18 protein-coding genes are annotated in these 19,740 nt (G+C 60.6%); 12 read left to right on the forward strand and 6 right to left on the reverse strand.

Annotated features, from left to right (window positions below):
• Positions 1 to 445: 445 nt before the first annotated feature.
• The 3 genes from AACY31_RS15435 to AACY31_RS15445 all read right to left on the reverse strand — a co-directional run bounded on the left by AACY31_RS15435 (position 446) and on the right by AACY31_RS15445 (position 3,500).
• Positions 446 to 2,104 (reverse strand): cation acetate symporter, encoded by a 1,659-nt coding sequence (locus AACY31_RS15435; protein WP_339504724.1) that lies wholly within the window; start codon positions 2,102 to 2,104, stop codon positions 446 to 448.
• Positions 2,101 to 2,412: a DUF485 domain-containing protein gene (locus AACY31_RS15440; RefSeq protein ID WP_014339591.1), complete on the reverse strand. Its 312-nt coding sequence runs from the start codon at positions 2,410 to 2,412 to the stop codon at positions 2,101 to 2,103. The genes AACY31_RS15435 and AACY31_RS15440 overlap by 4 nt, the downstream gene beginning before the upstream one ends.
• 233 nt (positions 2,413 to 2,645) lie before the next feature.
• A complete protein-coding gene (locus AACY31_RS15445; protein WP_339480598.1) occupies positions 2,646 to 3,500 on the reverse strand; it encodes a glycine betaine ABC transporter substrate-binding protein in 855 nt (284 codons plus the stop codon).
• Between the two features lie 422 nt (positions 3,501 to 3,922).
• Here AACY31_RS15445 and AACY31_RS15450 point away from each other — a divergent pair, with 422 nt between their 5' ends.
• The 3 genes from AACY31_RS15450 (at position 3,923) to AACY31_RS15460 (ending at position 6,928) form a co-directional block, all read left to right on the forward strand.
• Complete coding sequence (locus tag AACY31_RS15450) at positions 3,923 to 5,221, forward strand: serine/threonine protein kinase (protein ID WP_339480595.1); 1,299 nt, start codon at positions 3,923 to 3,925, stop codon at positions 5,219 to 5,221.
• Positions 5,214 to 6,002 (forward strand): MlaA family lipoprotein, encoded by a 789-nt coding sequence (locus AACY31_RS15455; RefSeq protein ID WP_339491747.1) that lies wholly within the window; start codon positions 5,214 to 5,216, stop codon positions 6,000 to 6,002. Before AACY31_RS15450 ends, AACY31_RS15455 begins: the two co-directional genes overlap by 8 nt.
• 98 nt (positions 6,003 to 6,100) lie before the next feature.
• Positions 6,101 to 6,928, forward strand: a complete 828-nt coding sequence (locus AACY31_RS15460) for an HAD-IIB family hydrolase (RefSeq protein WP_339480589.1) — start codon at positions 6,101 to 6,103, stop codon at positions 6,926 to 6,928.
• 3 nt (positions 6,929 to 6,931) lie between these two features.
• On the opposite strand, the gene AACY31_RS15465 is transcribed toward AACY31_RS15460, so the two are convergent.
• Complete coding sequence (locus AACY31_RS15465) at positions 6,932 to 7,846, reverse strand: DUF808 domain-containing protein (RefSeq protein WP_339480587.1); 915 nt, start codon at positions 7,844 to 7,846, stop codon at positions 6,932 to 6,934.
• 130 nt (positions 7,847 to 7,976) lie between these two features.
• Here AACY31_RS15465 and AACY31_RS15470 point away from each other — a divergent pair, with 130 nt between their 5' ends.
• On the forward strand, positions 7,977 to 8,585 hold the full coding sequence (locus AACY31_RS15470) for a TetR/AcrR family transcriptional regulator (protein WP_053182288.1): 609 nt from the start codon (positions 7,977 to 7,979) through the stop codon (positions 8,583 to 8,585).
• Positions 8,586 to 8,717: 132 nt separating this feature from the next.
• On the opposite strand, the gene AACY31_RS15475 is transcribed toward AACY31_RS15470, so the two are convergent.
• Both AACY31_RS15475 and AACY31_RS15480 read right to left on the reverse strand, forming a co-directional pair.
• Positions 8,718 to 9,176 carry an REP-associated tyrosine transposase gene (locus AACY31_RS15475; protein ID WP_339480584.1) on the reverse strand — a complete coding sequence of 153 codons (459 nt, stop codon included), beginning with the start codon at positions 9,174 to 9,176 and terminating at the stop codon, positions 8,718 to 8,720.
• Between the two features lie 214 nt (positions 9,177 to 9,390).
• Entirely contained in the window at positions 9,391 to 9,825 is a 435-nt protein-coding gene (locus tag AACY31_RS15480; protein ID WP_339491751.1) for a GlcG/HbpS family heme-binding protein, read from the reverse strand.
• Positions 9,826 to 10,093: 268 nt separating this feature from the next.
• On the opposite strand from AACY31_RS15480, the gene gcl reads away from it, so the two are divergent.
• The 8 genes from gcl (at position 10,094) to AACY31_RS15520 (ending at position 19,660) form a co-directional block, all read left to right on the forward strand.
• Positions 10,094 to 11,869, forward strand: coding sequence for a glyoxylate carboligase (gcl, locus tag AACY31_RS15485; RefSeq protein WP_339504727.1), 1,776 nt, complete (start codon positions 10,094 to 10,096; stop codon positions 11,867 to 11,869).
• A 150-nt stretch (positions 11,870 to 12,019) separates the two neighbouring features.
• Positions 12,020 to 12,802, forward strand: coding sequence for a hydroxypyruvate isomerase (gene hyi, locus AACY31_RS15490; protein WP_339480578.1), 783 nt, complete (start codon positions 12,020 to 12,022; stop codon positions 12,800 to 12,802).
• A 147-nt stretch (positions 12,803 to 12,949) separates the two neighbouring features.
• Positions 12,950 to 13,840 carry a 2-hydroxy-3-oxopropionate reductase gene (locus AACY31_RS15495; RefSeq protein WP_339480575.1) on the forward strand — a complete coding sequence of 297 codons (891 nt, stop codon included), beginning with the start codon at positions 12,950 to 12,952 and terminating at the stop codon, positions 13,838 to 13,840.
• 149 nt (positions 13,841 to 13,989) lie between these two features.
• Positions 13,990 to 15,270 (forward strand): glycerate kinase type-2 family protein, encoded by a 1,281-nt coding sequence (locus AACY31_RS15500; RefSeq protein WP_339480573.1) that lies wholly within the window; start codon positions 13,990 to 13,992, stop codon positions 15,268 to 15,270.
• The gene (pyk, locus tag AACY31_RS15505) at positions 15,260 to 16,675 is read left to right on the forward strand and encodes a pyruvate kinase (protein ID WP_339480571.1); all 1,416 of its coding nucleotides are present in this window, start codon (positions 15,260 to 15,262) and stop codon (positions 16,673 to 16,675) included. Before AACY31_RS15500 ends, pyk begins: the two co-directional genes overlap by 11 nt.
• 134 nt (positions 16,676 to 16,809) lie before the next feature.
• Positions 16,810 to 17,721 (forward strand): urea transporter, encoded by a 912-nt coding sequence (locus AACY31_RS15510; protein WP_339480754.1) that lies wholly within the window; start codon positions 16,810 to 16,812, stop codon positions 17,719 to 17,721.
• A 20-nt stretch (positions 17,722 to 17,741) separates the two neighbouring features.
• Positions 17,742 to 18,566: an ion transporter gene (locus AACY31_RS15515; protein WP_339480570.1), complete on the forward strand. Its 825-nt coding sequence runs from the start codon at positions 17,742 to 17,744 to the stop codon at positions 18,564 to 18,566.
• A gap of 95 nt (positions 18,567 to 18,661) precedes the next feature.
• A complete protein-coding gene (locus tag AACY31_RS15520; RefSeq protein ID WP_339480568.1) occupies positions 18,662 to 19,660 on the forward strand; it encodes a sulfate ABC transporter substrate-binding protein in 999 nt (332 codons plus the stop codon).
• Positions 19,661 to 19,740 lie beyond the last annotated feature (80 nt).

Raw genomic sequence — 19,740 nt, forward strand, 5'->3', positions numbered from 1 at the left:
ACCAAGCCGCACCGAAACAGCCCCTGCTTCTTATATAAGAACAGGGGCTGTTTTGTTTATGCCCTCTTTGATATCTGCGGCGACTGGTCCGACACCTTCGCGAGCAAGCTCGCACACATTGGACCCTGTGTATGACGCAAATCCTCTGTGGGAGCGTAATACCGCTCACTTAAGAAAACGGCGCTTTTCCGAGGGAGCGCCGTTTTCTTTGGGGTTGGGTTGAGTTGGATTGGGTACATATCCGTTGCTGCGGTAACGGATATACACCCTTACCCCAATCCACAGCCTTACGTGAACAGCATTACCTGTGGGAGCGGGCTTGCTCGCGAAGACGTCATCACTCGAACCGCAGTTATCGCACACAAAAAAAATACCCCGGCCTCTCGACCGGGGTATTTCTTCAAACACAACGCTTTAACTTGAAGCTTTCACCTTGCAGCGGCTGTTAGTGGCTAACCGCCCCACTCGCCCCCAGCCCCGTCTGCGAACGCACGAACTGCGGGAAGAACAGCGCCCGCTCGTTCACACCTTCAGCCGACTTGTCGGTGATGGAGAAGAACCAGATGCCGACGAAGGCAATGGCCATCGAGAACAGCGCAGGGTATTCATACGGGAAGATCGCTTTCTCGTGACCCATGATCTGCACCCAGATGGTCGGACCCAGCACCATCAAGCCCACGGCACTGACCAGGCCCAGCCAGCCGCCAATCATGGCGCCACGAGTGGTCAGCTTCTTCCAGTACATCGAAAGCAGCAGTACTGGGAAGTTGCAGCTCGCCGCGATGGAGAACGCCAAGCCCACCATGAACGCGATGTTCTGCTTCTCGAACAAGATACCCAGGCCGATCGCCAGCACCGCCAGGGCAATGGTGGTGATCTTCGACACGCGGATCTCATCCTTCTCGTTGGCCTTGCCTTTCTTGATCACGCTGGCATACAGGTCATGAGACACCGCCGAGGCACCGGCCAGGGTCAGGCCAGCGACGACCGCCAGGATGGTGGCAAAGGCTACCGCCGAGATGAAGCCCAGGAAGATACTGCCGCCCACAGCGTTAGCCAGGTGCACCGCCGCCATGTTGTTGCCGCCGAGCAAGGCACCTGCCGCGTCCTTGAAGGCCGGGTTGGTGCTGACCAACAGGATCGCGCCGAAGCCGATGATGAAGGTCAGGATGTAGAAGTAACCGATGAAACCGGTGGCATACAGGACACTCTTGCGCGCTTCCTTGGCGTCACTGACGGTGAAGAAGCGCATCAGGATGTGTGGCAGGCCAGCAGTACCGAACATCAACGCCAAGCCCAGGGAGAACGCCGAGACCGGATCCTTGACCAGGCCACCAGGGCTCATGATCGCCTCACCCTTGGCGTGAACCTTGACCGCCTCGGAGAACAGCATGTTGAAGTCGAAGTTAACGTGCTTCATGACCATCAGGGCCATGAACGAAGCACCCGACAGCAACAGCACCGCCTTGATGATCTGTACCCAGGTGGTGGCCAGCATGCCGCCGAACAGCACATAGAGGCACATCAGGATACCCACCATGACCACCGCGACGTGATAGTCCAAGCCGAACAGCAGCTGGATCAGCTTGCCAGCACCGACCATTTGCGCGATCAGGTAGAACGCCACCACCACCAGCGAGCCGCAGGCGGACAGACTGCGGATCTGGGTTTGCCCGAGGCGATAGGACGCCACGTCGGCAAAGGTGTATTTACCCAGGTTGCGCAGGCGCTCGGCGATCAGGAACAGGATGATCGGCCAGCCCACCAGGAAGCCGATGGAGTAGATCAAGCCATCGTAGCCGGAGGCGAACACCAGTGCGGAGATCCCCAGGAAGGACGCCGCCGACATGTAGTCGCCCGCGATGGCCAGGCCGTTCTGGAAACCGGTGATCTTGCCGCCGGCCGCATAGTAGTCGGCCGCCGAGTTGTTTTTCTTCGACGCCCAGTAGGTGATATACAAAGTCGCCCCGACGAAGGCCACGAACATCAGGATCGCCGCGACGTTGAGGGGTTGCTTCTGCACGGCACCGGTCAGGGCTTCAGCCGCCCAGGCGCCCGGGGCGAACGCTGCGATGCTCAATAGAGCCAGTAGACGCCGGATCATTGCTGAGCCTCCTTGAGAATCGCATTGTTCAGGTCGTCGAATTCGCCGTTGGCGCGCCGTACGTAGATACCCGTCAGGATGAAGGCCGAGAGGATCAGGCCGACACCGATGGGAATGCCCCAGGTGATAGTGGACTCAGGCGAGATCTTGGCCCCGAGAATGTGTGGCCCGTAGGCGATCAGAAGAATGAAGCCGGAATACAGCCCAAGCATGATCGCCGAGAGAATCCAGGCGAACTTTTCCCTTTTTCTCACCAGCTCCTTGAAGCGGGGGCTGTTTTGAATAGAGAGGTAAATGCTGTCGTTCATTGTTTTTATCCTCGCAGCACAGATTTAATTTGAACGACCCTACTCTATGCGGCTCAAGGCCAGGTTCCAGACGACCTTAGTATTAGAACGACATGACGGTGTTGCCCGTTTCCCGGACATTTTCGCAATAGCCCGCTCCCACAGGGTTTTGTACAAGACTAAGGATCTGCACGCACAAAAAAACCGCATGACACAAAGCCACGCGGTTTTTCGGAACAGCTACACCAGGCCGATTACTTGCCGGTCCACTCCTTCACGCGGTCTGGGTGCTTGGCAACCCAATCCTTGGCGGCGGCGTCAGGCTTGGCGCCTTCCTGGATCGCCAGCATGACTTCGCCGATCTCGTCTTTCGAAGACCATTGGAATTTCTTCAGGAACGCGACCACTTCCGGCGCCTTGGCCTCCAGTTCCTTGCTGCCGACGCTGTTCACGGTTTCAGCCGCGCCGTAGACGCCTTTCGGGTCTTCCAGGAAGCGCAGTTTCCACTTGGCGAACATCCAGTGCGGCACCCAACCGGTGACGGCGATGGATTCGTTTTTCTTCTCGGCACGGGTCAGCTCGGCAATCATGCCGGCACCGGAACTGGCCTTGAGTTGATAACCGGTCAGGTCGTAGTCCTTGATGGCCTGTTCGGTCTTGAGCATTACGCCTGAACCGGCGTCGATGCCGACGATGCGCTTCTTGAAGGAGTCGTCGGTTTTCAGATCCTCGAGCGACTTGGCCTTGACGTACTCCGGCACGATCAGGCCGATTTTTGCGTCCTTGAAGTTGGGGCCGTAGTCGACCACCTGGTCCTTGTTCTTCGTCCAATAGTCGCCGTGAGTCACCGGCAGCCAGGCCGAGAGCATCGCGTCGAGTTTACCGGTGGCCACGCCCTGCCACATGATCCCGGTCGCGACCGCTTGCAGCTTCACATTGTAGCCAAGCTTCTGCTGGATGACTTCGGCGGCCACGTGAGTGGTCGCGACGCTGTCGGACCAGCCATCAACGTAACCGATGCTCAAGGTTTTGTTTTCGGCGCTGGCCAGGGTGGAGCTGATCGCCAGTACCAGTGCGGCACCTGCGCCCAAGAGTCGTCGCATCTTCATCGTTACTTCCCCGAAAGTGCTGCGCCCGACGGATGTCGAGCAGCGTCAACGTATTGTTATGGTGCTCAGCGCCCCCATCACGCTCGCCTGCCAACCGGTTCGCACGCCAGTGGAGTACTGACTCGTTGATCATCAACCTGCGCCGATCCGGAACCTTCTCTGTCTACGACGTCGAGGCAACGAGAAACGACATCAGAACGCCAGCTCCCAGTTCCGGGCACCTGGATCACCGCCACACGTGAGATTTTGCGGGCAAATCGACAAGCGCCAGATAACTAGCCGCCAGCGCACACGAACGTGTATCGTCCCGCTAGTATCGCGCCCCGTTCGTGCCTGTTTTGCGCCCATCGTGGCACTTGGCTCTGCTTCGGTGGTCATAGCCTGCGAACCTCATTCGGCACCTTCCTCTAAGGGATCCAGTCATGCTTCGTTCCTTGCGCTTCGCTGCCCTTCTTGGCGGACTTATCCTGAGTGCGTCCGCGCTGGCGGCAGATATTGACGCTGCCAGCTATGGCTACCCCTTGACCAACCCGTTCGAGGCGACCATCGCCACCACGCCACCGGACCTGCGTCCGGAGTTGCCGCTGATCGAAGACATCAACCAGGCAGACCACACCCTGACCCTGCGCCCGGAACGCGAGTTCATCCTGCCGGACAACTTCTGGCCGGTGAAAAGCCTCACCTACCGCATGGCCACCCAGGACAAACCCGCGCCGCTGATCTTCCTCATCGCCGGCACCGGTGCGCGCTTTGACAGTAGCATTAATGAATACCTCAAGCGCCTCTACTACAAGGCCGGCTACCACGTGGTGCAGTTGTCATCGCCCACCAGCTTCGACTTCATGAGCGCCGCTTCGCGCTTCGCCACGCCAGGCATTTCCAAGGAAGACGCCGAAGACATGTACCGCGTGATGCAGGCCGTGCGCGCGCAGAACCCCAAGCTGCCGGTGACCGAGTATTACCTGACCGGTTATAGCCTCGGTGCCCTGGACGCGGCCTTCGTTGCACACCTGGACGAGACCCGGCGCAGCTTCAATTTCAAGAAGGTGCTGCTGCTGAACCCGCCGGTGAACCTCTACACCTCGATCACCAACCTGGACAAACTGGTCCAGACCGAGGTCAAGGGCATCAACAACACCACCACCTTCTATGAACTGGTGCTGAACAAGCTGACCCGCTACTTCCAGCAAAAAGGCTACATCGACCTCAACGATGCCCTGCTCTACGACTTCCAGCAGTCCAAGCAACACCTGAGCAACGAGCAGATGGCCATGTTGATCGGCACCACGTTCCGTTTCTCGGCCGCCGACATCGCGTTCACCTCGGACCTGATCAACCGACGCGGCTTGATCATCCCGCCCAAGTTCCCGATTACCGAAAGCACCAGCCTGACGCCGTTCCTCAAACGTGCGCTGCAATGCGATTTCGACTGTTACCTCACCGAGCAGGTGATCCCCATGTGGCGCGCGCGCACTGACGGCGGCAGCCTGCTGCAACTGGTCGACCAGGTCAGCCTGTACGCGCTGAAAGATTACCTGCACGACAGCCCGAAGATTGCCGTCATGCACAATGCCGACGACGTCATTCTCGGCCCGGGCGACCTGGGCTTCCTGCGCAAGACCTTTGGCGATCGCCTGACGGTTTATCCACTGGGCGGCCACTGCGGCAACCTTAACTACCGCGTCAACAGCGACGCCATGCTGGAGTTCTTCCGTGGCTAAATATCTGCTGCTTATCGCTGCGTTAATGAGTGCGGGCATGGTCCACGCCGACAACAGCAAAGCCAATGCACCGGTGGTGGTGGATTCGGACGGTTTCAAGGAACCGCTGACCAAACTCAAGTTCAACCCGGGCCTGGACCAGCGTGAGTTCGAGCGCTCGACCCTCAACGCCCTGAACGTCTATGACCCGCTGGAATCCTGGAACCGCCGCGTCTACCACTTCAACTACCGCTTCGACCAATGGGTCTTCCTGCCCGTCGTCGATGGCTATCGCTACGTTACCCCCGGCTTCGTGCGCACCGGCGTCAGCAACTTCTTCAACAACCTGGGGGACGTGCCGAACCTGATGAACAGCCTGCTGCAATTCAAGGGCAAGCGTTCGATGGAAACCACGGCGCGCCTGTTGCTCAACACCACCGTCGGCATCGCCGGCCTGTGGGACCCGGCCACGGCCATGGGCCTGCCGCGCCAGAGCGAAGATTTCGGCCAGACCCTGGGCTTCTACGGCGTGCCCGGCGGCGCGTATTTCGTATTGCCAATCTTCGGCCCGTCGAACCTGCGCGACACCTCAGGCTTGCTGGTGGACTATACGGCCGAATCGGCGATCAACTACCTGAACGTCTCTGAAGTCAGTTCCAACCACCCAGAGTTGCTGCTTCTGCGCGGCGTAGACAAACGCCACCAGACCAGTTTCCGCTATGGGCAACTGAACTCACCGTTCGAGTATGAGAAGGTGCGCTACGTGTACACCGAGTCTCGCAAGTTGCAGATTGCCGAGTAATCCTTAAAGCCAACACGTCCGCATGCGGCGTGTTGGCGGCAGTCGCCTTGCGGGCCACAGCCCTTGGTTGTGGCTCGGCAGCCTATTCGAGGAACACCATGTATTCATTGATTGCTTCGGACCTGGACGGAACCTTGCTCTTGCCCGGCGATACGCTGGGCAACTACACCCGGACGGTGATGCGACACCTTTACGATGCCGGCCTGCATGTGGTGTTGGCAACGGGCCGCCAACAGGCCGACGTCGAGACGTTGCTCGACGACAGTTCGCCTCCCTTGCACCTGATCACCTCCAACGGTGCCAGGATCAGCAGCGCCTGTGGCGGATTGATGCGTTGCCAAGCGCTGCCTGACGACGTTGTCCAGGGGCTGATTGAAGAAACCCGCCACATCCCTGACCTGATCATCAACCTGTACGGTCCGTGCGGCTGGTTAATCGGCTGCGAGCATGATGTCAGCGACTTCAACCGCAACCCGCATTTCCAACCGACCGTGATCCGACCCGAGTCGTGGCCTACGGAAAACGTCGAAAAGGTGTTTTTCTTTCAGAAGGAAAAAGATCACCAGGTTTTACTGGCTTTGCAGAAGCGGCTGGAGCGGCGATTCGCCAACCGCATCAGCACGGTGTTCTCGTTTACCTGGTGCCTGGAAGTGATGGCCAGCGACGTTTGCAAGGGGCACGCCCTGAAACAGCTGGCCGCGTTTCTTGATGTCCCCATTGGCGCCTGCATCGCCTTTGGGGACGGCATGAATGACCTTGGCATGCTCTCAGTTGCAGGCAAAGCGGTCATCATGGCAACCGCTCATCAAGACGTGACCCAGGCGCTGCCCGATGCTCAGATCATTGGCGCCTGCAGTGACGAAGCCGTGGCCCGATACCTCTCGAAGCATGTGCTGGTGCCGATTCACTCGGTCGCGCAATCCTGAGGTTCAGGCTCGTACCGCTTTCCAAAGCTTGGCCACGGCCATGACGCCCAGCAACACCACGCCACCGGCGACAATACCCGCCACCGCATTGAGCAGCATCGGCACGATAAACCCGACACCGCCGGCGCTGGCCGTCACGCTTTCGATCCAGTGGTGCACCACCGGCACGCCGTGGGTGAGAATGCCACCGCCCACCAGGAACATCGCCGCCGTGCCGATCACCGACAGGCTTTTCATCATGTAGGGCGCAGCACTCAGGATGGCGCCGCCGATGCTTTTGGCGGCCTGCCCCGGCTTCTGGGTCAACCAGAGCCCCAGGTCATCGAGCTTGACGATCCCGGCCACCAGACCATAGACGCCAATGGTCATGACGATGGCGATGCCCGACAGCACGATCACTTGCTGGGTCAGCGCTGCATCGGCGACGGTGCCGAGGGTGATGGCGATGATTTCCGCCGAGAGGATGAAGTCGGTGCGTACCGCGCCCTTGATCTTGTCCTTTTCAAAGGCCACCAGATCGACCGCCGGATCCGCCACGGCCTCGACCAATTGCGCATGTTCCGCCTGGTCTTCGGCCGGACTATGAAGGAACTTGTGGGCCAGTTTTTCGAACCCTTCGAAACACAAATAAGCACCACCCGCCATCAACAACGGCGTCACCAACCAAGGGACGAAGGCGCTGATCGCCAGCGCCGATGGCACCAGGATCAACTTATTGAGGAACGACCCCTTGGCCACCGCCCACACCACGGGCAGTTCCCGCTCGGCACGCACACCTGACACCTGCTGGGCATTGAGCGCCAAGTCATCGCCAAGCACGCCGGCGGTTTTCTTGGCGGCCACTTTGGTCATCAGCGCAACATCGTCGAGCACAGTGGCGATATCGTCGATCAGTACCAGCAAACTGCTTCCGGCCATGGAGGGGCTCCTTCAATAATAATGCCGCGCAGCATACCGCGAGCCGCAGCGCCTTGGGCATTCTTGAGCGCCGCGCGAGGCCGGTGCTACCATGCGCCACCGCCAGAACAGGCAAGGAACCCCTGGGTTTATGAGCACAATCCGCGAGCGCAACAAAGAACTGATCCTGCGTGCCGCCAGCGAAGAGTTTGCCGACAAGGGCTTCGCCGCGACCAAGACCAGCGACATCGCGGCCAAGGCAGGCCTGCCCAAACCCAACGTCTACTACTACTTCAAATCCAAGGAAAACCTCTACCGCGAGGTGCTGGAAAGCATCATCGAGCCGATTCTCCAGGCTTCGACACCGTTCAATGCCGACGGCGTGCCCGGCGAGGTGCTGAGCCACTACATCCGTTCCAAAATCCGCATCTCCCGCGACCTGCCCTTCGCCTCGAAAGTCTTCGCCAGCGAAATCATGCACGGCGCCCCCCACTTGAGCCCCGACCTGGTGGACCAACTCAACGCCCAGGCCCGGCATAACATCGACTGCATCCAAACCTGGATCGACCGCGGCCAAATCGCCCCCATCGACCCCAACCACCTGATGTTCAGCATCTGGGCCGCCACCCAGACCTATGCCGATTTCGACTGGCAGATCAGCGCCGTGACCGGCAAGGCCAAGCTCGATGAGGCGGATTACGAAGCGGCGGCGCAGACGATTATTCGGTTGGTGTTGAAGGGGTGTGAGGTGGATCGCTAGGCTCAGGACCGAGTCGCCGCCTTCGCGAGCAGGCTCGCTCCCACAGGGTTTGCGGTGAATACAGATTCTGCGAGCAACCTGAATTCCTTGTGGGAGCGAGCCTGCTCGCGAAAGCGGCAACTGGATTTCAAGTCAAAGCCAAATGGCATCCCACAGCGGATAGTCGCCAAGCCGCTTCACCAGACCTGCCCGCAAAGGGTTAGCGACAACATAGCGCGCCATTATCTTCAGATCTTCTTCTCGCCGCAGCGCTCGGTCATGAAATCCTTGCTGCCAAAGGCTAACTTTATTGTCCAGGCGCAGATTTACAGTCTTGGTACTCAATGATTTGGTCCTTTGCATCAACGCACTCAGAGATCCCCTGCGCAACTCGATCAACCAATGGAAATGATCCGGCATAACAACCCAGGCCAGTGAGTCGGCCCGGCCTTGTTCCTGAGCTTTTCGAAATTGCTCAACGACCAGTCTACCCAGGACAACGTCCTTAAAAACTGGTGCGCGGCCAAATGTGTTGGTGGACAGTAAATAGATCCGGCTGGATTCGGCATAGCGGCCGAGGCGCAGTCTATGTGAAGCAGGTGAACCAGGCATTCCTTGCCCCTTTGATGATTGAGTCATAAAGAAGGCTAGACCCGTGAATGCCTGGATGGGAGGCAGACTTTTAGCTGGATGTGTCTGCAAGATTGCTATCGCGAGCAGGCTCGCTCCCACAGTGTGGATTTGCAGTGTTTGCAGAACGTGCGCCACCGCCGCCCTCTTGTCAGAGCGAGTCTGCTCGCGATAGCAAAGGCTCAGTCAGTACAAATCAAGCCCCCACATCCGCCCTCAACCGCAGCGCCTCCACCGCCCTGACCGCCACCTGCTCATCCACATCCGAAACATCACCACTGACACCAATCGCCCCCAGCACCTTCCCGTCCTGATCCCTGATCAACACCCCACCCGGTGCCGGTACGACGTTTCCCTGTCCCAACCCGTTCAATGCCGCGAAAAACGCCGGGCGTTGCTGGGCATCCTGAGCGAGCAGGCGCGAGCCTTTGCCCAGGGCGATGGCCCCCCAGGCCTTGCCGATGGCGATCTGCGGGCGAAGTAGGCTGGCGCCGTCCTCGCGCTGCAAGGCAATCAGGTGTCCACCGCTGTCCAGGACCGCGACGGTCAAGGGCGCTGCGCTGATTTCACGACCGGTGGCAAGGGCATGCTCGGCCAGGTTGACGGCGATTTTCAAGGTTAGAACGCTCATGGGTGCTGTCCTTCTTTTGTTATGGGAAAGCCATGCGGGCTTCACTTTCAGCAAAACCGAATCCAACAAATAGAACACAACACTCTTTGTTTTTGTATACAAAAATTCCCACAAATCACCTTTAGCGACAAAAAGCCGCAGCAAAACCAGGCCTTCCGACGAATGAAACAGGTGCTTGAGGAAAGGGATTGACCTGCGTCGCTCGCCGTGAATACACTCTGCGCAAAGCCACTTGTATACAATTACAAAACGTAAGAGGCACAAAATCATGAGCAAAATGAGAGCAATCGAAGCCGCCGTTCTGGTAATGCGCCGTGAAGGCGTGGACACGGCCTTCGGCATCCCGGGTGCAGCGATCAACCCGCTGTACTCCGCCCTGCAGAAGGTGGGTGGCATCGATCACGTCCTCGCTCGCCACGTTGAAGGCGCCTCGCACATGGCCGAGGGCTACACCCGGACCCAGGCCGGCAATATCGGTGTGTGCATCGGCACCTCAGGCCCGGCTGGCACCGACATGGTGACCGGGCTCTATAGCGCTTCGGCCGATTCGATCCCGATTCTGTGCATCACCGGCCAAGCGCCCCGCGCCCGCATGCACAAAGAAGACTTCCAGGCTGTGGATATCACCAGCATCGTCAAACCCGTGACCAAGTGGGCAACCACCGTACTGGAGCCGGGCCAGGTGCCGTATGCCTTCCAAAAGGCGTTCTTTGAGATGCGTTCCGGCCGTCCGGGCCCGGTGCTGATCGACCTGCCGTTCGACGTGCAGATGGCCGAGATCGAATTCGACATCGACGCCTACCAACCACTGCCCCTGGCCAAACCCGCGGCCAACCGCGTGCAGATCGAAAAAGCCCTGGCGATGCTCAATCAGGCTGAGCATCCATTGCTGGTGGCCGGCGGCGGCATCATCAACGCCGATGCCAGCGACCTGCTGGTGGAGTTCGCCGAGCTGACCGGCATCCCCGTCATCCCCACCTTGATGGGCTGGGGCACCATTCCCGACGATCATCCGCTGATGGTCGGCATGGTCGGCCTGCAAACCTCCCATCGCTATGGCAATGCCACCTTGCTCAAGTCGGACGTGGTGCTCGGCATCGGCAACCGCTGGGCCAACCGTCACACCGGTTCGGTGGACGTCTATACCGAAGACCGCACATTCATTCACGTGGACATCGAGCCGACCCAGATCGGCCGGGTGTTCACCCCCGACCTGGGTATCGTCTCCGATGCCGCCTCGGCCCTGACGGTGTTCATCGAAGTGGCCCGTGAATGGCAAGCCGCCGGCAAGCTGAAAAACCGCAGCGCCTGGCTGCAAGACTGCCAGCAGCGCAAGGCCAGCCTGCAACGCAAGACCCACTTCGACAACGTGCCAGTCAAACCACAACGGGTGTACGAAGAAATGAACCAGGTGTTCGGCAAGGACACCTGCTACGTCAGCACCATCGGCCTGTCACAGATCGCCGGGGCGCAGTTCCTCCACGTCTACAAGCCACGCCACTGGATCAACTGCGGCCAGGCGGGCCCTTTGGGCTGGACCATTCCGGCCGCGCTGGGGGTGGTCAAGGCCGATCCAAGCCGCAAGGTCGTGGCGCTGTCGGGCGACTATGATTTCCAGTTCATGATCGAAGAACTGGCGGTGGGTGCGCAGTTCAAGCTGCCCTACATCCACGTCGTGGTGAACAACTCGTACCTGGGCTTGATTCGCCAGGCCCAGCGCGGCTTTGACATGGACTACTGCGTGCAGCTGTCCTTCGACAACCTCAACGCCCCGGAACTCAACGGTTACGGCGTGGACCACGTTGCCGTGGCCGAAGGCCTGGGGTGCAAGGCGTTGCGGGTGTTCGAACCGGCCGGTATCCAGCCAGCCCTGCGCCAGGCCCAGGCGATGATCGAGGAGTTCAAGGTGCCGGTGATCGTCGAGATCATCCTGGAGCGGGTGACCAACATTTCCATGGGCACCGAGATCAACGCCGTCAATGAGTTTGAAGATCTGGCGCTGGTCGGCAACGATGCGCCGACCGCCATTTCGCTACTCGACTGAACTGACGGTTGCTTTACCTGGAGCTGCCGAAGGCTGCGATCTTTTGATCTTTCGCTTAAATCTTAAATGTCGATAGAAAGATCGCAGCCTCGCTTCGCTCGACAGCTCCTACGGGTCAGGGCGCCATTTAATTTATAGCAGGAGACCACCATGCCGCGTTTCGCCGCCAACTTGTCCATGCTCTTCACCGAGCAGGATTTCCTCGCCCGTTTCGAAGCCGCCGCCAAGGCCGGTTTCAGTGGCGTCGAATACCTGTTCCCCTATGACTACAGCTCCGCCGAACTCAAGGCCTTGCTCGACGCCAACGGCCTGACCCAGGTGCTGTTCAACCTGCCGGCCGGTGACTGGGCCAAAGGTGAGCGCGGCATTGCCTGCCTGCCGGACCGGGTCGAGGAATTCCGCGCCGGTGTCGACCTGGCCATCGCCTACGCCCAGGTACTGGGCAACACCCAGGTCAACTGCCTGGCCGGGATTCGCCCGCAGAACTGTTCTGAAACCCTGGTAGAGAAAACCTTCGTCGCCAACCTGAAATACGCCGCCGAAAAGCTGCAAGCCAACGGCATCAAGCTGCTAATGGAGGCCATCAACACCCGCGACATTCCCGGCTTCTACCTGAACAACACCGCCCAGGCCCTGTCGATCCGCGAGCAAGTGGGCAGCGCCAACCTGTTCCTGCAATACGACATCTACCACATGCAGATCATGGAAGGAGACCTGGCCCGGACCCTGTCGGCGCACCTGGGCGAGATCAACCACGTGCAACTGGCGGACAACCCCGGCCGCAACGAGCCGGGCACGGGCGAGATCAACTATCGCTTCCTGTTCGAACACCTGGACCGCATCGGCTACACGGGCTGGGTCGGCTGCGAATACAAGCCGCTGACCACTACCGAAGCGGGGTTGGGCTGGCTGAAAACCCATAACGCGATCTGACCCACCTTTCCCTGTAGGAGCTGCCGAGTGCAACGAGGCTGCGATCTTTCCCCTGGCGCTTGAGTCCCCGGTGAAAGATCAAAAGATCGCAGCCTCGTTGCACTCGACAGCTCCTACGAGCAGCGATAACAACAAGAGGATTTTTTCATGGCTAAGATCGGATTCATCGGCACCGGCATCATGGGCCACCCCATGGCACTGAACCTGCAAAAGGCCGGACACAGCCTGTTCCTGTCCCAGCACCACGACTCGGCCCCAGCCGACCTGCTGGCCGGTGGTGCGGTGGCGTTGGCCAACCCGAAGGAGGTGGCCCAGGAAGCCGAGTTCATCATCGTCATGGTCCCGGACACCCCCCAGGTCGAAGACGTGCTGTTTCGCGCCGATGGCGTGGCGACGGGCGTGGGCGCGGGCAAGGTGGTGATCGACATGAGCTCGATCTCCCCCAGCGCCACCAAAGCGTTCGCGGCGAAGATCAATGAAAAAGGCGCGCAGTACCTCGACGCCCCAGTCTCCGGCGGTGAAGTCGGTGCCAAAGCCGCGACGCTGAGCATCATGGTCGGTGGCGACAGCGCCGCCTTCGAGCGGGCCCTGCCGCTGTTCCAGGCCATGGGCAAGAACATCACCCGGGTGGGTGGCAACGGCGACGGCCAGACCGCCAAAGTGGCGAACCAGATCATCGTTGCCTTGAACATCCAGGCCGTGGCCGAAGCGTTGTTGTTCGCCTCGAAAAACGGTGCCGACCCGGCCAAGGTCCGTGAAGCGCTGATGGGCGGTTTCGCTTCGTCGAAGATCCTCGAAGTGCACGGCGAACGCATGATCAAGGGCACCTTCGACCCGGGCTTCCGCATCAGTCTGCACCAGAAGGACCTGAACCTGGCCCTGCAAGGCGCCAGGGAACTGAACATCAACCTGCCCAACACCGCCAACGCCCAACAAGTGTTCAGCACCTGCGCGGCCATTGGTGGCAGCAACTGGGATCACTCGGCGTTGATCAAGGGGTTGGAGCACATGGCCAATTTCTCCATCCGCGATAACTGACACACCAAAGAACCCTGTGGGAGCGAGCCTGCTCGCGAAGGCGATCTACCGGTCAATAAAGTATTGACTGACACGCCGTCTTCGCGAGCAGAGTCGCTCCCACAGGTAACCGAGTCGTCTCAGCCAATAACAAAAACCAGGAGCCCGCCATGTCGGTCGATCCGCAACAACTGCTGCGCGAGCTGTTTGCCACAGCCATCGACGCGGCCCATCCGCAACACGTCCTTGAACGCTACCTGCCCAGCGACCGCAGCGGTCGGGTGATCGTCATCGGTGCTGGCAAGGCCGCGGCGGCCATGGCGCAAGTGGTCGAGCGCTGCTGGCAGGGCGAAGTGTCTGGCCTGGTGGTGACCCGCTACGGCCATGGTGCGCCCTGCCAGAAAATCGAAGTCGTGGAGGCCGCCCACCCGGTGCCTGACGCCGCCGGCTTGGCCGTGGCCCGGCGGATGCTGGAAAGGGTCAGCAACCTCAGCGAAAACGACCGCGTGATCTTTCTGCTGTCCGGCGGCGGCTCTGCCCTGCTGGCCTTGCCCGCCGAAGGCATCACCCTGGCCGACAAGCAATCGATCAACAAAGCCCTGCTCAAATCCGGCGCGACCATCGGCGAGATGAATTGCGTGCGCAAGCACCTCTCGGCGGTCAAGGGTGGGCGCCTGGGCAAGGCCTGCTGGCCGGCGACGGTGTACACCTACGCGATATCCGATGTGCCCGGGGATCTTGCCACGGTCATCGCTTCCGGCCCCACCGTGGCCGACCCCAGCGCGTCGGCCGAAGCCCTGGCGATTCTCCAGCGCTACCACATTGAGGTGCCGGCCTCGGTGCGCACCTGGTTGCACAGCCCGGCATCGGAAACCGTCAAGCCCGGCGACCCGAGCCTGGCCCGCAACCACTTCCAATTGATCGCCCGCCCCCAGCAGTCATTGGAGGCCGCGGCAGTGAAGGCGCGCCAGGCCGGTTTCAGCCCATTGATCCTCGGTGACCTGGAAGGTGAATCCCGGGAGGTGGCGAAGGTCCACGCCGGCATCGCCCGGCAAATCGCCCTGCACGGCCAGCCACTGGCGGCGCCGTGCGTGATCCTCTCCGGCGGCGAAACCACCGTCACTGTGCGCGGAAGTGGCCGTGGCGGGCGCAACGCCGAGTTCCTGCTGAGCCTGACCGACAGCCTCAAGGGTCATCCTGGGATCTACGCGTTGGCCGGCGACACGGACGGCATCGACGGCTCCGAAGACAACGCCGGGGCCCTCATGACCCCGGACAGCTATGGCGCCGCCGCCGAACTGGGGCTCAGCGCCAGCGACGAGCTAGACAACAACAACGGCTACGGCTACTTCGCCGCCCTGGATGCGCTGATCGTCACCGAACCGACCCGCACCAACGTCAACGACTTCCGTGCCATCCTGATCCTCGAGAACCCCAACCATGACGCCTGATAAAAAGGTCAAGATCCTCGCGACCCTCGGCCCCGCCACCCGTGGCATCGATGACATCCGTGAGCTGGTACAGGCTGGGGTGAACATCTTCCGCCTGAACTTCAGTCACGGCGAGCATGCCGACCACGCCCAGCGCTACCAGTGGATTCGTGAGGTCGAGCAGCAGCTCAATTACCCGCTGGGCATCCTGCTGGACCTGCAAGGCCCGAAACTGCGGGTCGGCCGGTTCGCCGACGGCAAAGTCCTGCTGCAACGCGGCCAGGCCCTGCGCCTGGACCTGGACCCGACACCGGGTGATCAACGTCGGGTCAACCTGCCCCACCCGGAAGTCATCGCGGCTCTGGAGCCCGGCATGGACCTGTTGCTGGACGACGGCAAGTTGCGCCTACGCGTGACCGCCAGGCACAGCGACGCCATCGACACCCAAGTGCTCAACGGCGGTGAGCTGTCCGACCGCAAAGGCGTGAACGTACCCCAGGCCGTGCTCGACCTGAGCCCGTTGACCACCAAGGACCGCCAAGACTTGAGTTTCGGCCTGGCGCTGGGCGTGGACTGGGTGGCACTGTCGTTCGTCCAGCGGCCCGAGGACCTGGACGAGGCCCGAGCGCTGATCGGCGACAAAGCGTTCCTGATGGCGAAGATCGAGAAACCGTCGGCGGTGACCCAACTGCGGGAAATCGCCGAATTGAGCGACGCGATCATGGTTGCTCGCGGTGACCTGGGCGTCGAAGTCCCGGCCGAAAGCGTGCCGCAAATCCAGAAAAACATCATCGGCACCTGCCGCGCCCTCGGCAAACCGGTGGTGGTGGCGACGCAGATGCTCGAGTCGATGCGCTTCTCCCCAGCACCCACCCGCGCCGAAGTCACCGACGTGGCCAACGCCGTGGCCGAGGGGGCCGACGCGGTGATGCTGTCGGCGGAAACCGCTTCCGGCGACTACCCCCTCGAAGCCGTGCAGATGATGAGCAAGATCATCCGCCAAGTGGAAAACGGCCCCGACTACCAAACGCAACTGGACGTCAGCCGGCCGAAAGCCGAGGCCACGGTGTCGGATGCGATCAGTTGCGCGATCCGTCGTATCAGCAATGTGCTGCCGGTGGCGGTGCTGGTGAACTACAGCGAATCGGGCAGCTCCAGCCTGCGGGCGGCGCGGGAACGGCCGACGGTACCGATCCTCAACCTCACGCCAAACCTGCAGGCGGCCCGCCGCCTGACGCTGGCCTGGGGCGTGCACTCGGTGGTCAATGATCGGTTGAAGCAAGTGGATGAGGTCTGTTCCACCGCCCTGGAAATCGCCCAGGCCCAAGGCATGGCCCAGCGCGGCGATACCTTGCTGATCACGGCGGGCGTGCCGTTCGGGCAGCCGGGGTCGACCAATTCGCTGCGCATTGAGACGTTGATCTGATTTGCTTCTGTAGGAGCCTGCGATCTTTTGATCTTGATCTTCGCTCTCGACTCAAGGGGCCTGGGAAAGATCGCAGCCTCGCTGCACTCGACAGCTCCTACGGGACTAGCGCTGGCCCCGGTGTTCTCTTATCTCTGAGCCATCATGTCCAATCCCAATGCCCCGACTGGGCTACCGCCCTGCTCAACGGCTTCAGCCAAGTCTTGCTCCAGCGCCATCCGTTGTGCGGCCTGCTGTGCCTGCTGGCGATCCTGCTCACTGCGCCCGCCCTGTTCGGCGCTGCGTTGCTGGGTGCGGTGGCCGGGTTGTTCACGGCCCAGCGACGCGGTTACGCCAAGGCCGACCGGCAAGCCGGGCTGTTCAGCTACAACGGCATCCTGCTGGGCTTGTTGCTAAGCCTCACGTTGCCCCGGTCCGTCCTGCTACCACCGTTGATCATCGCCGCAAGCGGTTTCAGCGCGATGCTGACCCAGCAATGGCTCAAGCGCACCCGTGGCCCTCGATGCCTGCCCGCCTACACCGCGCCTTTTGTAGGGTTGGCTTGGCTGCTGATGAGCTTCCCCCTGCCGCCGCCCCCAACCACCTCGATTGAAATGACGATACCCAACCTGCTGGCCGCGCATTTGAGCGGACTGGGCCAGGTCATGTTTCTCGATCATCCGGTGGCTGGTGCGCTGATTGCGGCGGGCCTGCTGCTGGCCGACCGTCGTGCCGCCGCTTGGGCATTGTTTGGTTCCGCCGTTGGCCTGGCCTTCGCCTTGTCGCAACATGAAAACTCAACCGCTCTTTTCGGGCTGGGCGGTTACAACCCGGCTTTGGTGGCGCTGGCCCTCAGCCAGCAGCGCCGCCAACCTTGGCTGCCGCTGGCTGGCATTCTCCTGACGGTCATGCTCACCCCAGGTTTTATCGCCCTTGGCCTGCCCCCGCTGACGGCGCCGTTCATCCTCGCTTGCTGGTTGATCCAGGCCAGCGGTCGGGCGTGGCGCCAAGCCAGCCTCGACAGCGCGCCTTGCGCTCTGCTGGGCAATCGCCCTAGGCTTCGCTGATTCCAGTTCAGGCGAAGATTATGCAAAGCAGCAATAACTGGCGTGAACGCCTCTACGTGATCATTTTCCACACCGACACCGTGGCCGGACGGCGCTTCGACAGCACCTTGCTGTTGATCATCCTCGCCAGCCTGGTGATCGTGATGCTCGACAGCATCGACAGCGTGCACAAAAACTACGCGGCCCTGCTGGCCGGTATCGAGTGGGGCTTCACCTTCGTCTTCCTTGTCGAGTACGGCCTGCGCCTGTACTGCTCGCCCAAGCCGCTGCGCTATGCCTTCAGTTTCTACGGACTGGTGGATCTGCTAGCGATCGTGCCGGGGATCCTGGCGCTGTACTACAGCGATGGCCAATACCTGCTGATCATTCGGATCATCCGCATGCTGCGGATTTTCCGTGTGCTCAAGCTCAGCCCCTACCTCAAGCAAGCCAATTACCTGATGGCGGCGCTGCGCGGGAGCAAGCAGAAAATCATCGTGTTCCTGGTCAGCGTCTCGACCCTGGTAACCGTCTTCGGCACGCTGATGTACGTCATCGAAGGCCCCCAGAACGGTTTCACCAGCATTCCCAAGGGCATCTATTGGGCTATCGTGACACTCACCACCGTGGGCTTCGGCGACATCGTGCCCAAGACGCCGCTGGGTCAGGTGGTGTCATCCCTGGTAATGATCACCGGTTATTCGATCATCGCCGTGCCGACGGGTATTTTCACGGCTGAGCTGGCCACGGCCATGCGCGGTGACCAGCTCCAGCACGATTGCCCAGTGTGCAGCAAAAACAACCACGAACACGGTGCTGCTTTCTGCTCCCGTTGTGGCAATGCGCTGTTTAAGAAACTGGAATAAGCAAAGTACTTTTTGATGCTTGAAGGTCTATAGGCTTGCAGCTAGTGTCCTGGCTAATTGCCCGGAACCCCCGTTCGAATAAAAAGGAATTCGCAGTGAAGAACCTCTTTGGCGCCTCCCTTCTCGCCGTCGGCCTGACTTTTGGCAGCCTGGCCCACGCCGCCCCGACCCTGCTCAACGTGTCCTACGACGTGATGCGCGATTTCTACAAGGACTACAACGCCGCCTTCCAGAAGCACTGGCAGGCCGAGCACAACGAAAACATCACCGTGCAGATGTCGTTTGGCGGCTCCAGCAAGCAGGCGCGCTCGGTGATCGACGGGCTGCCGGCGGATGTCATCACCATGAACATGGCCACCGACATCAACGCCCTGGCGGACAACGGAAAACTGGTGCCCGAGAACTGGGTTTCCCGCCTGCCAAACAACAGCGCGCCGTTCACCTCGGCCACGGTGTTCATCGTGCGCAAAGGCAACCCGAAAGCCTTGAAAGACTGGCCCGACCTGCTCAAGGACGGCGTGCAGGTGATCGTGCCCAACCCGAAAACCTCCGGCAACGGTCGCTACACCTACCTGTCGGCCTGGGGTTACGTGCTCAACAATGGCGGTGACGAAACCAAAGCCAAGGACTTCGTCGGCAAGCTGTTCAAGCAAGCGCCGGTACTGGACACCGGCGGTCGCGCCGCGACGACCACCTTCATGACCAACCAGATCGGCGATGTGCTGGTGACCTTTGAAAACGAAGCGGAAATGATCGCCCGCGAATTCGGCCGTGACCAGTTCGAAGTGATCTACCCGAGCGTTTCCGCCGAGGCCGAGCCACCGGTCAGCGTGGTGGACAAAGTCGTCGAGAAAAAAGGCTCCCGCGAAGCCGCCGAGGCGTACCTCAAGTACCTGTGGTCACCCGAAGGCCAGGAAATCGCCGCCGCCAACTACCTGCGTCCACGGGACCCGGCGGTACTGGCCAAATACACCGACCGTTTCCCGAAAGTGGACTTCCTGTCCGTGGAAAAAACCTTCGGCGACTGGCGCACGGTGCAGAAGACTCACTTCAATGACGGTGGGATTTTCGACCAGATCTACAGCGGGCAGTAAAGAAGATAATAAGCCGCAGGGGCATCCACCGCAGGCCTCTGTAGGAGTTGCCTAAGGCTGCGATATTTTGGTTTTGAGCG

It is taken from the genome of Pseudomonas sp. RL_105y_Pfl2_101, assembly GCF_963970585.1.
Taxonomy (GTDB): Bacteria; Pseudomonadota; Gammaproteobacteria; order Pseudomonadales; family Pseudomonadaceae; genus Aquipseudomonas.